This is a genomic window from Mesorhizobium sp. WSM4842, from assembly GCF_055901575.1.
Genome location: NZ_CM148372.1, coordinates 2,822,932 through 2,837,289, shown reverse-complemented (window position 1 = coordinate 2,837,289; position 14,358 = coordinate 2,822,932). Strand labels below are relative to the sequence as shown.

The 14,358-nt window shown below is 62.0% G+C and carries 10 protein-coding genes and 1 pseudogene; 5 read left to right on the top strand and 6 right to left on the bottom strand.

What is annotated here, in order from left to right:
* Positions 1–350: 350 nt before the first annotated feature.
* Positions 351–2,546, bottom strand: coding sequence for a catalase/peroxidase HPI (gene katG / locus AC0NIE_RS13745; protein WP_473487121.1), 2,196 nt, complete (start codon positions 2,544–2,546; stop codon positions 351–353).
* A 161-nt stretch (positions 2,547–2,707) separates the two neighbouring features.
* Between katG and AC0NIE_RS13740 the strand changes: the two genes are divergently transcribed.
* The 3 genes and pseudogenes from AC0NIE_RS13740 to AC0NIE_RS13730 form a co-directional block, all read left to right on the top strand.
* A complete protein-coding gene (locus tag AC0NIE_RS13740) occupies positions 2,708–3,616 on the top strand; it encodes a hydrogen peroxide-inducible genes activator (protein ID WP_473487122.1) in 909 nt (302 codons plus the stop codon).
* 358 nt (positions 3,617–3,974) lie between these two features.
* Positions 3,975–4,499 carry a hypothetical protein gene (locus AC0NIE_RS13735; RefSeq protein WP_473487123.1) on the top strand — a complete coding sequence of 175 codons (525 nt, stop codon included), beginning with the start codon at positions 3,975–3,977 and terminating at the stop codon, positions 4,497–4,499.
* 10 nt (positions 4,500–4,509) lie between these two features.
* Positions 4,510–4,638: pseudogene (locus tag AC0NIE_RS13730) on the top strand (hydrogen peroxide-inducible genes activator); the annotation flags it as partial.
* 229 nt (positions 4,639–4,867) lie between these two features.
* On the opposite strand, the gene AC0NIE_RS13725 reads toward AC0NIE_RS13730, so the two are convergent.
* The 5 genes from AC0NIE_RS13725 to AC0NIE_RS13705 form a co-directional block, all read right to left on the bottom strand.
* Positions 4,868–6,619, bottom strand: coding sequence for a TRAP transporter large permease (locus AC0NIE_RS13725; RefSeq protein ID WP_473487124.1), 1,752 nt, complete (start codon positions 6,617–6,619; stop codon positions 4,868–4,870).
* Entirely contained in the window at positions 6,616–7,284 is a 669-nt protein-coding gene (locus AC0NIE_RS13720; protein ID WP_473487125.1) for a TRAP transporter small permease subunit, read from the bottom strand. Before AC0NIE_RS13720 ends, AC0NIE_RS13725 begins: the two co-directional genes overlap by 4 nt.
* Positions 7,285–7,359: 75 nt before the next feature.
* Positions 7,360–8,499, bottom strand: coding sequence for a TRAP transporter substrate-binding protein (locus tag AC0NIE_RS13715; RefSeq protein WP_123146743.1), 1,140 nt, complete (start codon positions 8,497–8,499; stop codon positions 7,360–7,362).
* 333 nt (positions 8,500–8,832) lie between these two features.
* On the bottom strand, positions 8,833–9,306 hold the full coding sequence (locus AC0NIE_RS13710; protein WP_473487126.1) for a VOC family protein: 474 nt from the start codon (positions 9,304–9,306) through the stop codon (positions 8,833–8,835).
* Positions 9,307–9,658: 352 nt separating this feature from the next.
* Positions 9,659–9,880, bottom strand: coding sequence for a cysteine rich repeat-containing protein (locus tag AC0NIE_RS13705; RefSeq protein WP_473487127.1), 222 nt, complete (start codon positions 9,878–9,880; stop codon positions 9,659–9,661).
* Between the two features lie 79 nt (positions 9,881–9,959).
* Between AC0NIE_RS13705 and AC0NIE_RS13700 the strand changes: the two genes are divergently transcribed.
* Both AC0NIE_RS13700 and AC0NIE_RS13695 read left to right on the top strand, forming a co-directional pair.
* Entirely contained in the window at positions 9,960–11,126 is a 1,167-nt protein-coding gene (locus AC0NIE_RS13700) for an efflux RND transporter periplasmic adaptor subunit (RefSeq protein WP_473487128.1), read from the top strand.
* Positions 11,123–14,272 carry an efflux RND transporter permease subunit gene (locus AC0NIE_RS13695; RefSeq protein ID WP_473487129.1) on the top strand — a complete coding sequence of 1,050 codons (3,150 nt, stop codon included), beginning with the start codon at positions 11,123–11,125 and terminating at the stop codon, positions 14,270–14,272. The genes AC0NIE_RS13700 and AC0NIE_RS13695 overlap by 4 nt, the downstream gene beginning before the upstream one ends.
* Positions 14,273–14,358: the final 86 nt, after the last annotated feature.

Sequence of the window (14,358 nt, the reverse complement as noted above, 5' to 3'; positions counted from 1 at the left end):
TTCCGGCCCTGCTCTAAAGCGCGCGACTGGCGCACACAAGCGGGGAGAGTCTTGGAGGCAGAGGGCAATCGCTTCAGGTTTGCGCTGCCCTCACCCTTACCCTCTCCCCGTGAGCAACGGGGAGAGGGGGGCGCCAGCGTTGCGGCCAAGCCACGCATTTTCGAGAAGGACTGACGGCCGAAGGAAACCCCAATACAAAAAGGCGCGGGGCCAAGCCCGCGCCTTTTTGTTGCCAGAGCGCCTTGGCGCTAGAATCCCATCCCGATGGAATCGGGATGGGACTCTGTCTTTTTATTGAGCATGATCTTTTCCGAAAACCGGATTCCACTTTTCGGGATCATGCTCCTAGATCAGGCGAGTTCGAAGCGATCGGCGTTCATCACCTTGTTCCACGCCGCCACGAAGTCGTTGGCGAATTTCTCCGTGGCGTCCGCGGTCGCATAAACTTCCGCTAGGGCGCGCAGCTGCGAGTGCGAGCCGAAGATCAGGTCGACGCGAGTGCCGCTCCACTTGAGCTCGCCTGTTGCCCGGTCGCGTCCTTCGAACACATCCTTGGCGTCCGATGTCGACTTCCACACCGTGCCCATGTCGAGCAGGTTGACGAAGAAGTCATTCGTCAGCGTCTCAGGCCGTTTGGTGAAGACGCCGTGCGTTGACTGGTCGGTATTTGCGCCGAGCACACGCAGGCCGCCGACGAGGACCGTCATCTCCGGCGCCGTCAGCGTCAGCAATTGCGCCCGATCGACCAGCGCCTCCTCGGGCGACAAACGCTGCGGGCCGCGCAGATAGTTGCGGAAAGCGTCGGCAGTCGGTTCGAGCGGGGCGAAAGAGTCGACGTCGGTCTGCTCCTGCGAGGCATCCATGCGACCCGGCGTGAACGGAACCTTCACGTCGTTGCCGGCGTCCTTCGCGGCCTTTTCGATTGCGGCGCCGCCGCCAATGACGATCAGGTCGGCAAGCGAGACTTTCTTGTCGCCGGACTGCGAAGTATTGAACTCCTTCTGGATTGCTTCGAGCTTCTCCAGCACCTTGGCCAGCTGAGCCGGCTGGTTGACGTCCCAATCCTTCTGCGGCGCAAGGCGAATACGCGCGCCGTTGGCGCCACCGCGCTTGTCGGAGCCACGGAAGGTCGAGGCGGACGCCCAGGCCGTCGAGACCAGCTGCGGCACCGAAAGGCCGGAGGCGAGGATCTTCGCCTTCAGGGCGGCCACATCCAGCTCATCGACCAGAACATGATCGACTGCAGGGATAGGATCCTGCCACGGCAGCTCTTCCTTGGGGACGAGCGGGCCGAGATAGCGCACGATCGGGCCCATGTCGCGGTGGGTCAGTTTGTACCACGCGCGGGCGAAGGCATCGGCGAACTGGTCCGGATTCTGATGGAAGCGCCGCGATATCTTTTCGTAGGCAGGATCGAACCGCAAAGCGAGGTCGGTGGTCAGCATCGATGGCGCGTGACGCTTGGCTGCATCGTGCGCATCCGGCACGGTGCCGGCGCCGGCGCCGCCCTTTGGCGTCCACTGGTGCGCGCCAGCCGGGCTCTTGGTCAGCTCCCATTCGAAGCCGAACAAATTGTCGAAGAAGTTGTTGCCCCACTTCGTCGGCGTCGTCGTCCAGGTCACTTCCAGGCCGCTGCCGATCGCGTCACCGCCTTTGCCGCTGCCAAACGTGCTCGCCCAGCCGAGGCCCTGCTCTTCAATGCCGGCGGCCTCCGGCTCCGGGCCGACCAGCGTCGCATCGCCGGCGCCGTGGGTCTTGCCGAAGGTGTGGCCGCCGGCGATGAGTGCGACGGTCTCCTCGTCGTTCATGGCCATGCGCGCGAAGGTCTCGCGAATGTCGCGCGCCGCGGCCAACGGATCCGGGTTGCCGTTCGGCCCTTCCGGATTGACGTAGATCAGGCCCATCTGCACGGCGGCGAGAGGGTTCTGGAGATCGCGGTCGCCGCTGTAGCGCTCGTCGGCCAGCCATTTGCCTTCCGGGCCCCAGTAGATGTCCTGTTCGGGCTCCCAGACATCGGCGCGCCCGCCGGCAAAACCGAAGGTCTTGAAGCCCATCGATTCCAGGGCGACGTTGCCGGTGAGAATCATCAGGTCGGCCCAGGAGATCTTGCGGCCGTATTTCTGCTTGATCGGCCACAGCAGCCGGCGGGCCTTGTCGAGATTGACGTTGTCCGGCCAGCTGTTGAGCGGCGCGAAGCGCTGCTGGCCGGCTCCGGCACCGCCACGGCCGTCGCCGATACGGTAGGTGCCGGCGCTGTGCCAGGCCATGCGGATGAACAGCGGCCCGTAATGGCCAAAATCGGCCGGCCACCACTCCTGCGAGTCCGTCATCAGGGCATGCAGGTCCTTGATCACGGCGTTCAGGTCGAGACTCTTGAATTCCTTGGCGTAGTCGAACGCCTCGCCCATTGGATCGGACAGTGCGGATTGCTGGTGGAGTACCTGCACATTCAGCTGGTTCGGCCACCAGTCACGGTTGGCCCTGGCGATAGTTCTGTGCACGACCGGGCATTTTCCCGCGCTGGTGTCATCGGTCTTTGCGTCCATCGTTCTCTCCGATTTGTCGTTTTCCGGGATTGGTGATTTTCCGGGATCTGTTGATTTTCCGGGCGGGCCTTGAGCCACGCCATTCTGGAATGGTTCCAGACTAGGCTGCATTGTCGATAAAAACAAATTGCCTTTCCTGTTTGTTGCGATAGGTTTTCCTTATGATAGGTCTCACCGTCCGGCAGATGCAATATTTCGAGGCGCTGGCGCAGACGCTGCATTTCGGCCGCGCCGCGAAGCTCGCCGGCGTCAGCCAGCCGGCGCTGTCCTCGCAGATCGCGGAGATGGAGCTGCGGCTCAACTGCCGGCTGTTCGAGCGCGGCGGCAAGTCAGTTCGGATGACCGACGAGGCACTGGCCATGCTGCCGCGTATCGAGCGTATTCTTGCCGACATCCGCGAGATCGAGACCACGGCCCGGCGTGGCCGTCCCGCCATGGAAGGGCGCTTCCGGCTCGGCATCATCCCGACGGTGGCGCCCTATCTCCTGCCGCATGTGCTGCCGGAGCTGAAACGGCATTTTCCGGCCTTGCAGCTCGAATTGCGCGAAGCGGTAACCGCGTCGCTGGTCGAGGACACCGCCCTGGGAAAGCTCGACGCCTTCATCGCGGCCCTTCCGCTCGATCAGCCTGGGCTGATCACCGAGCCGCTTTTCTCCGACCGGTTTTTCCTTGCCGTGCCGGCCGGCGACCCCGCCTTCGCCTCGCCGCCGGTTCCGCCGGAAAGCCCGGCATTGGAAAGGCTGATGCTGCTGGAGGAAGGACATTGCCTGCGCGAACAGGCGCTTGCCGTCTGCGGCAGTGTGCGACCGGTGGCAATGGCAAGCTATGGCGCGACCAGCCTGACGACGTTGCTGCAGATGGTGGCGCACGGGCTCGGCGTCACGCTCATCCCGGAAATGGCCGCAGGACCGGCCAGCGCCATGCGCGATCTGAAGATCGTGCCGTTCCAGGAGCCGATGCCGCAGCGCACGATCTGCCTCGCCTGGCGACGCAACAAGGCCCGGCACGACGAATGCGTCGAACTGGCCAAGATCATCCGCGGGTTGGATGAGGCGGTGCTGGCGGCGTGAGGCGCGTCGCACCATCCAATGGAAAGTCTGCTATGACCCAAAGCAAATGTTCAAATCATCGCACTGAGAGTCAGGAATACGCCAAGGGGACGAAAGCAGCTGCACCTCCTGAAGGATGGCGTTCGGGATCTCAGGCATTCCAGGTGGAGCGTCTCCGCTGATCCTGCAACGGGTGCGGAGAGAGTTAGGGAGCGCAGTCAGTGTATGCTACGGGGACGTATCATTCCCCGTCCGCTCGGCCTGAGAAACATCAACTTCAATCAAATCTCCGTGAATTGTACCGAACGCCCGGAACCGCCGACGCATTCCCGGCATTGATTTTACGGAGGAATCTGCGTCCAGAACAGGGAGCAGTATTATGGCTTACCGTGATTATATCCATACGCCAGTGACGCCGCGCGACATCCGATGGGGACTTCAGCAGGGGGCCGTTGCGGGCGTTGTCGCAGGCCTCGTCTTTGCGGCGTTCGAAATGACGGCGAGTGCGTTCATGATGGGGGCGGAGGCGTTCTTCATGCCCCTGCGCATGATCGGCGCCATCGCGCTTGGACCGGAAGCTCTCGATCCCGGCTACCCGCTCCTGACGGCCAGCATCGCTGGTGTGATCGTGCATTTGATCCTGGCCATCGCCTATGGGATCGTGTTCGGGGAGATTGCCGCGATGCTGCGAGGGCGAGCAGCCTTCATTGGTCTCGGCAGCGTCTTTGGCCTCGCCTTGTGGCTCGTCAATTTCTATGTGATCGCGCCGATCGCATTCCCCTGGTTTTTGCAGGCAAGCCCGGTCGTGCAGTTCATTGCCCACACATTCTTCTTCGGTACCGTCCTCGGCTGGTTCCTGTGGAAATCGCACGAGAGAAGCGGGCTCGAAGGACCGGCGGTTTAGCCTTGCCAACATGCGCGATCTGAAGATCGTGCCGTTCCAGGAACCGAAGCCGCAGCGGCGCAACAAGGTCCGGCACGACGAGTTTGTTGAGATGGCCAAGATCATCCGCGGACTGGATGAGGCGGTGCTGGCGGCGTGAGGCGCGTCGTACGATCCAACGGAAAGTCTGTTATGAGCCTTTTGCCGAAGCTCGTTCGCCCCCGGCCGAGTTCACGCCCATACCCTAAGCCGTCATTCGCTCGCGCCGATGTAGACCTTCCGATCGCCTGTATCTCCGAGATCCTGCTTTAGCGTTCAAAAGGACATCCCGTGGGTCGAAGCGGCCGAAAACGCGCGGTCGCGGAAGGCGTCCGAGAACGGAGTCTTTCTCAGCCGCCGTAAAGATAGTTCGGAAGCCAGAGCGCCATGCCGGGCCAGATATACATGAGGATCATGCAAAGGATGACGATCAGCATGTAGGGCATCATCCCGGCGAATATCTGGTTGAGCGTGACATGCGGAGGCGAAACGCCTTTGAGATAGTAGGCCGACATCGCGACCGGGGGTGACAGGAACGCCGCCTGCAGATTGACGAAAACGAGAACGCCCCAGAGAACCGGATCGATGTCGAAGTGGCTCAGCATCGGTAGGAAGATCGGCACGAAGATGATGATGATCTCGGTCCATTCGAGCGGCCAGCCGAGAATGAAGATGATCGCCTGCGACAGGATCATGAACTGCACGGGCGTCAGGTCGAGCGCAAGCACCCATTGCTCGAGAAGTGCCTGGCCGCCGAGGATCGCAAAAACGGCGGAGAACAGCGCCGAGCCGACAAAGAGCCAGCAAACCATGGCTGTGGTCTTGGCCGTCAGGAACACTGCTTCCTTGATGCGCTTCCAGTCGAGCGTTCGCGCCTGTAACGCCAGCAGAAAGGCACCAGCGGCGCCGACTGCCGCGGACTCGGTCGCCGTCGTGATTCCGAATAGGATGACGCCGAGCACGACGACAGTAAGTATGGCCAGCGGCATGACCGACGAGACCAGGAGCTTTACGACCTCGAGCCGTTCGGCAGTCATGTTCCGGTAGTAACGGACGAGCACCACTGCAGCGAGTGCTGCGATGATGCCGAAGGTGGCGTAGAAGCTGGTTGCCGGCCCTGCGTCCACTGCGGGTGCGCCGAGTTCCTCCACTGCCGGAGCGCCGAGCTGCTCCAATCCCTCTGGAGCTTCGACGTCGGCCGATGCCTGCGGATGGATGACGACATACCACCACACCAGCAGGAGAGTGAGTGCTGTCAAGGCGAGGGGTACCAGCGCAGCGCAGAAATTCTTGAACAGCACCCAATATGTGAGGCGTCCGTTCTCCGTCTCGAGCGCCATCGCCCTGGACGGCGAGAACAATGCGCAAAGAAGTCCAACAAGCATGTTGCGCGAGTAAACTGTCTGAAGGCTTCGCATCCACGCAGGCACGGGAACCTTTGTTTGATTCTCCGGCAAAGGCGGGGCGATCTTCGGACTGATTGTCGCCCAGCCAAGAATGTAGACGAGATAGAGGAAGGCGAGGAAAAAACCGGGGAACATCGCCGCAGCGTAGAGCTTCACGACGGACTGGCCTGCAACTGCCGCATAGACGATGATCATGACTGACGGCGGGATCAGGATGCCCAGCGTGCCGCCCGCGGTGATCACGCCGGAAGCGAGCTTCACATCGTATCCGGCGCGCAGCATCGGATTGAAGGCAATCACCCCCATCAAAACCACAACGGCGCCGACGAGGCCACTGGCGATGCCCCAGAAGGTGCAGACGATGAGCGTAGCGATGGCCAGCGACGCCGGTACTCGTCGGAACGAAAGCTGGATGCTGTAGAACATCTTGTCGACCAGCGCCCCGCGTTCCATCACATATCCCATGAGCACGAAAAGCGGGATGGAGATCAGAACGTCATTGGTCATTGCCCCATAGGTGCGCTGGACCATCAGATCGAAGACGCGGTTGTCGATCCAGTGCTCCGCCGGGTTGTAGAACGCGTAGAACCCGAAAAATATGCCAAGGCCCATCAGCGTGAAGGCTGTCGGGAAACCCATGACTATGACGACCACGATGAGCATAAGCATCGTGAGTCCGAGGGCTGGATCGCTCAACTCTGCAGGTCTCCACCCATTCCGCGCTGGCGCGCTTGCTCGTCTATCTTTTGTGCGCGCTCGATCGCGGTCTTGCGCGTCTCTTCATCCACATATTCGCTGAGCGCGAGCTGTTCCTCCACGACGTCGATCTCCGCAACGTCCTTGCGCCGGCTGGGCCATTGCCCGGCCCTGAGACAGACGATGCAGCGCGCGATCTCGGCCACACCCTGGAGCATCACCAAGGCGCCGGCCAGTGGAATGACCGACTTGAAATGGTAGATCGGCGGACCCTCCGCTGTCACGGTCGAATGCTCCCCGATCCGCCAAGAAATCGCGGCATAGTCGTAGCCTGCATAGACGAGGGCCGCGATCCCCGGCAGGAAGAAAACCACATACAACAACAGATCGAGCGCGGCTTGAGTCCGGGGCTGCATCGAGCTGTATAGAAAGTCGCCGCGCACATGGGCATTCTGCGCCAGCGCATAGGCTCCGGCGAGCATGAACAGCGAGCCGTAGAACATGTTGCTGGCGTCGAATATCCATGCCGTGGGCATGTTCAGGATGTAGCGCTTGAAGACCTCGACGCAGACCAGCGTCATCAGCCCGATGATAAGCCACGCCGCGGCCTTGCCGACCCACGTGCTGATTGCATCGACTGTATCCAGGAAATGCTGGACGTTCATGAGCGCCCCCGGATGACGGGTACCTTGGTCAGAAGCATCACCGGGCCGCTGCCCGGTGATGCCCGAACTCTCGGGTCAGAACTCCTTCGCCACGCCGCCCTGTCCGAAGTAGTGATCGAACGCCAGCCGCCGGCCGACGACGGTGTCCTGCTCCCACCGCGTTGCCCGCTCGGCAAAGGCGATCTGGGAGAGGATGATTTCCTTGAAAGCCGGGTTTTCCGCCGCCTTCTTCTTCACGACCTCGTCGTAGACCTCCAATTGTTTCTTGAGGATCGCCTCCGGCGTCTTGTAGAATTTGACCTTATCGGTCGTCTGCATCTCCACATAGTCTTTCGAATAGCGGTCGATCGCCTTCCAGTGCATGTCCTGCGAGGCCGCCTCGACCGCATTGGTGATGATGGCCTTCATCTGGTCAGGCAAGGCGTCGTATTTCGCCCTGTTGAACAAGATCTCGAACTGCTCGGCATTCTGATGATAGCTTTGCAGCATGCAGATCTTGGAGACGTCCGGGAAGCCGAGGACCCGATCGGACGAGGCGTTGTTGAACTCGGCCGCGTCGATCAGGCCGCGATCCAGAGCCGCGACGATCTCGCCGGCCGGCAGCGCGTTGACTGCGGCACCGAGCGCGGTGAAGACGTCGATCGAGATGCCGACGGTGCGGAATTTCAGGCCCTGGAGATCCTCGGCCTTCGCCACCGGCTTCTTGAACCAGCCGAGCGGCTGCGTCGGCATCGGCCCGTAGAGGAACGAAACGACATTGGCGCCGATCGATTCATAGAGCTTTGCGAGCAGCTCCTTGCCGCCGCCATATTTGTGCCAGGCGAGCAGCATGTTGGCATCCATGGCGAAGCCCGGACCGGAACCCCACAGCGCCAGCGCCGACTGTTTGCCATAGTGATAGACGACCACGCCGTGGCCGCCGTCGAGCGTTCCCTGCGACACCGCGTCGAGCAGGCCGAAGGCCGGCACCACGGCGCCCGCCGGCAGCACCTCGATCTTCAGGTCGCCGCCGGTCATGTCATTGACCTTCTTGGCGAAATCGAGCGCGAATTCGTGAAAGATATCCTTGGAAGGCCATGTGCTCTGCCAGCGCATGTTGACCGGCCCCTGTGCCTTGACGACGCTCGGCGCGGCAACGATCGCCGCAGCTGCCACGGCCGCCTCGCCAAGGAACTTGCGGCGCGACCTCATATTCTGGATCCTTGCTTTGGTCATCGGTTCCTCCCAAAGGTGTCGGGCTTTTCAAACCCACGTCCGACAAGACTAGTCAAAGACGGCCCAGCAAAAATTGCAGCGCACGTCCTATCGCCTAAACTAGGGCGGTTCTCTCTTAAGGACAGGTGCCGGGACTTTCCCAAGCAATGGGCGAGTAGCAGTTACGCATCGCGCCACTGAATGACCGCTCTCGCCAAGGACACAAAGGTCCGCATTTGGCGCTACCCAGTCGTAAGTGACTGATCGTCGCCGCAACGCAAGCTGGCGACGGCCGCACTGGGCGGCGAGCTGACACGCTCTGGCAGCAATTTGGCCGCAAGACGCGATGGAGCGTCAACCGCGCCGCGCTGTCTCGATCGCGGCGACGTCGATTTTCACCATGGTCATCATGGCATCAAACGCGCGCTTTGCCTCGTCGCCGCCAGCCGCCATCGCGTCAGTCAGCACGCGCGGCGTGATTTGCCAGGAAATCCCCCATTTGTCTTTGCACCAGCCGCACACGCTCTCCTGGCCGCCGTTGCCGACGATGGCATTCCAATAGCGGTCGGTCTCCTCCTGATCGTCGGTGGCGATCTGGAACGAGAAGGCTTCGTTGTGCTTGAACTCGGGACCCCCGTTGAGGCCGATACAAGGAAGGCCCGCAACTGTGAATTCGACCGTCAACACGTCGCCCTCTTTGCCGGCCGGGTAGTCACTGGGTGCACGGTGCACGGCACCCACCACGCTGTCGGGAAAGACCTCGGGGTAGAAGCGGGCGGCAGCCTCGGCGTCCTTATCGTACCAGAGGCAAATCGTATTCTTTGCCATTGCATGTTCCTTTCACTTTGAAGCCAGGATTTCGGCCTTGCTTCCCCATCCGCCCCCTTCCGAAATAGGTAGCCAGCCGCTTTTCTCCACCCCGGAAGTGTCCGTCTCGCGCGGGCGATCGCAAAGGGCAGCTTACCTTAACGTCGCTGTCCGCTTGGGGCCGGGTTCCGGACGATGAGCGAAGGTCTGCTCCTGAAATGCGTCGGGAATGTTCGGAGCGTCCGCAAGGCGGACCAACATTGCGACCCCTGACCAGGCGACAGGGCCACGATCCGGCGCCCGCATACCTCGCCAACCGGCGTTCCAGTCCGATACGTCATGTTCCCCTGCGGCTCGGCAAGGCACAGTGGTGCTATCCAGGCGTGTTCGCCTTGACGACCTTTTGGCATTCGGGCGTCAGCTCGCTCATGTGATCGGCCAGGCATTTGATGACGTGGCCGCCGCCCGGCAACACGCCCTTGCAGAACTTCTGGTAATCTGCCTGGCAGGCCTCACGCTCGGCCGCTGTCTGCGCCAGCGCCACGGTGGTTGCTATCTGAGTTGCCAAGAAAAGCACGCTCAACGCAATCCGCATGACAAACTCCCCTCAAACATGTAGATTAGCTCACTTTTATATAGTGCGATATACACCGGGAAGTATATAGAGGGGAGAAATGCTTTTCCTATCGGGTAGAATCGCGCAGGCGGCAGGCTTGTTCGCCGTTACACTACTATTGTCCGCTTGTAGCGAGGAAAACACATACGTACCGCCACCTCCGCCCAAGGTCGACGTGGCGCTCCCGATGAAGCAGAGCGTGACCCCTTATCTCGAGGCCACCGGCATTGCCGCGGCGGTGAACACGACGCCCCTGGTTGCGCGCGTCTCGGGCTTCATCCAGGAAATCGATTACAAGGACGGCGACGAGGTCAAGGCCGGCGCCCGGCTGTTCCTGATCGAGCCCGATTCCTACCAGCTGGCGCTTGAGCAAGCCGAGGCCGGGCAGGGTTCATCTGATGCCGCCGCCAAGCAGTCCGGTGCTGACCTAAAGCGGCAGCAGGAGCTGTTGTCCCAGAAAATCATCTCGCAATCGACCGCCGACCAGGCCGCCGCGGCAGCAGACGTCGACATCGCCAAGCAGAAGCAGAGCGCGGTCGACGTCAAACAGGCTCAACTCAATCTGAGCTATACGGAGGTCAAAGCGCCGTTCGCGGGCATCGTCACCTCACGCCAGGTGTCGACGGGGCAGCTCGTCGGCGCCGGCAGCGCCACCACGCTGGCGACCATCGTTCAGACCGCCCCCATTTACGTCAATTTCAACATCTCGGAGCAGGATGTGCTGCGCATTCGCACCGCCATGGCGAAGCGTGGAATGACCGCGCAGGATCTCAAGAAAATACCGGTCGAGGTCGGCTTGCAGAGCGAGACGGGTTATCCCCACGCGGGAACACTGGACTACGCCGCGCCAGAGGTTACCGCTGCCACCGGCACGCTAGCGGTCCGCGCAGTGTTCCCCAATGAAGGCCGGGAACTGCTGCCTGGCTATTTCGTGCGTGTGCGCGTGCCGTTGGGCGTAGAGCCGGACATGCTGCTCGTTCCCGACCGGGCGATCGGTAGCGACCAGAAGGGTCGCTACGTGCTCGTCGCGGGAAAGGACGACGTGGTCGAACAGCGTCCGGTTGAGATCGGCCAACTCGTCGGCGCGTTGCGAGTGATTACCAAGGGTATCGCGGCGGACGACCATGTCCTTGTCTCCGGCCTGCTGACGGCCGTGCCCGGCCAGAAGATCGAGCCGCAAGAAACGAAGCTGGAAGCAGTCGCCACGGACGGCGCAGCGCAATGATCTCCAAATTCTTCATCGAGCGGCCGGTCCTGGCGAACGTAATCGCCATCCTCATGGTCGTCATAGGCGTCATCTCGCTCTTTGCCCTGCCGGTGGCGCAGTATCCCGACGTGGTGCCGCCTACCGTTTCGGTGACGACGCGCTATCCGGGAGCGAGCGCGCGTGCGGTGATCGACACGGTGGCGTTGCCGATCGAGCAGCAGGTTAACGGCGTCGAGGGCATGATCTACATGCAGTCATTTGCTGCATCGGATGGCACCTATAACCTGACCGTCACGTTCGCGATCGGCACCGATCTCGACCAGGCGCAAGTGCGTGTGCAGAACCGTGTGTCCTCCGCGCTCGCGGGACTACCGCAAGCGGTTCAAGTGCAAGGTGTCACCGTTCAGAAGAAGTCGACCTCGATCCTCGAAATCGTCACACTGACTTCGCCGAACGGAGAATATGACAGCCTTTATCTCGCCAACTACGCCACCATCCGGCTGAAGGATGAGCTCTCCCGGCTACCCGGGGCCGGCAATGTCAATGTCTTTGGCGCCGGTCAGTATTCCATGCGCGTTTGGCTCGATCCCGAGAAGATGCAGGCGCGCGGCCTTACCACGCAGGACGTCGTCCAGGCGCTGGGGGAGCAGAGCGAACAGGTCACCGCAGGCCAGATTGGCGCGCCCCCGACGCCCGAGAGCCAGTCCTTCCAGTACACGATCGAGGTGTCCAGCCGCCTTGACGATCCCGATCAGTTCGGCGCCGTGATCGTCAAGACTGGCGCCAATGGCGACATGACGCGCGTGCGCGACGTCGGCCGGGTCGAGCTCGGCGCCCAGACCTATGGGCAGCTCTTCAATCTCGATGGCCAGGAGGCGGCGGGTCTGGCTGTTTTCCTGTCGCCGGGCGCCAACGCGCTCGATGTGGCCGGCAAGGTCGAGACAAGGATGAAGGAGCTGTCGCGCGAGTTCCCGCAAGACCTGGCGTACTCGATCCCCTTTAACACCACGATTTTCGTCAGCCAGGCCATCCACGAGGTCTACAAGACGCTGATCGAAGCTGCCGTCCTCGTGCTCATCGTCATCCTCCTCTTCCTGCAGGATTGGCGGGCGATGCTGGTGCCGGCCACGACTGTGCCGGTGACGATCATCGGGGCGTTTGCGGCGATGGCGGCGCTCGGCTTCACGGTGAATCTGTCGACCCTGTTCGCCATCGTGCTTGCCATCGGCATCGTCGTCGACGACGCCATCGTCGTGGTCGAGGGAGCCGCTCACAATATGGAGCGCGGCATGTCGGGCCACGACGCGGCGATTGCCGCCATGAACGCGCTCTTCGGACCGATCATCGGCATCACCTTGGTGCTGATGGCGGTGTTCCTCCCGGCTGCGTTCCTGCCCGGGCTCACGGGGCAAATGTACGCGCAATTCGCACTTGTGATTGCGGCAACTGCCATAATCAGCGCCATCAACGCGGCCACGCTCAAGCCGACGCAGTGCGCGACCTGGCTGAGGCGTCCGGTGCCGCCGGACCAGCGCAATGTCTTCTTCCGCGGCTTCAACACGATCTACCAGCGCATGGAGAACCGTTATGCCGACCTGATCGGCTCCATGGTGCGTCACAGTGCGGTGATGGGCGTCATTGCGCTGCTGATCATCGGTGCGGCGGGCTATGGCATATCGCGCGTGGCCACCGGGTTCATTCCAATCGAGGATCAGGGTTACCTGCTCGCCGCGGTTCAGCTGCCCGATGGCGCGGCACTGGGCCGTACGCAGGAGACGCTGCAACAGGTTTCGAAGATCGCCAAGGCCACGCCTGGCGTCGATCAGGTCGTGACCATCGCCGGCATCTCGGCACTCGACAATAACTCGACGCTGGCGAACGCCGGCGTTGCCTACATCATCCTCAAGGACTGGAGCTTGCGCGGCAAGAGCGAGGATCTTGCGTCGCTATATGCGACGCTCAACAAAGGTCTGTCCGACATGGATGACGGACGTGTGCTGGTGCTGCCGCCGCCGCCGATCCAGGGCATCGGCAACGCGGCCGGGTTCACCATGCAGGTCGAACTGCGTGACAGCAGTTTTGACCTCCCCAAGCTGCAAGGCGTGGTCGAGGCGGTGACCAGGACCGCGGGGACGCAGTCGGGCATACAGCGCGCGTCGGCACCGTTCCGGGCCAACGTCCCGCAATACGCGGTCGAACTCGATCGCGAGAAGGTGCAAACCCTTGGGCTGACCACGGACCAGGTCTTCCAGACGCTGGCCGGCTATCTCGGCTCGACCTATGTCAGTCAGTTCAACAAGTTCGGGCGGGTGTTCCAGATTTACGTGCAGGGCGATTCACAATTCCGCCTGACGCCGGAGAATATCGGCCGTCTGACTGTGCGCAACCAGAACGGCGACATGATTCCGCTCGGAACGCTGCTGACGGTCACACCAAGCGTCGGCCCGTCGCTGATCAGTCTCTACAATCTTTATCCCTCGGCATCGATCATTGGCGTGCAGGCGCAAGGTTTCTCGTCGGGCGACGCGATCAAGCTGATGGAGGACGTCGCGGCCGACACTCTGCCGCCCGGCGCCGGCTTTGAGTGGACGGCCTTGTCCTTCCAGGAGAAGCTCGTCGGTAACCAGATCTATCTGGTGTTCGGCCTGGCGCTGCTGCTGGTCTATCTGGTGCTGGCAGGCCAGTACGAGAGCTGGCTGGCGCCGATCTCTGTCTTGCTCGCCGCGCCGCTGTCGCTGGTGGGTCCGGTCCTGGTCCTCACCATCGTAGGCGTCGACAACAATCTCTACGTGCAGATCGGCCTGATCCTGCTGATTGCGCTTTCGGCCAAGAACGCCATCCTGATAGTCGAGGTCGCTCGCGAGTTGCGCGCCGCCGGCAGACCGATCGTCGAAGCGGCGATCGAGGCAGCACGAGCGCGCTTCCGGCCCATCCTGATGACGTCCTTCGCGTTTATCCTTGGTGTCGCGCCGCTGGTGGTGGCGACAGGCGCCGGGGCCAGCGCGCGCAAGTCAATCGGCATCACGGTCTTTTCCGGCATGATCGCCTCGACCTGCCTCGCCATTCTCTTCGTGCCTTCCTTCTTCGTCATTCTGCAGCGATTCGAGGAGTGGCGCGCCGCGCGAAAGAGGAGGCGTGAGTACACACCTACACTTCCGGGGTAGCAGTACGACATTATCGCTGCCTGTCACTGGTGCTGGCTCAGGGTCCGTCGTCGCAGATCTCAGCGGGGACGCCGCGTTCGACCGGG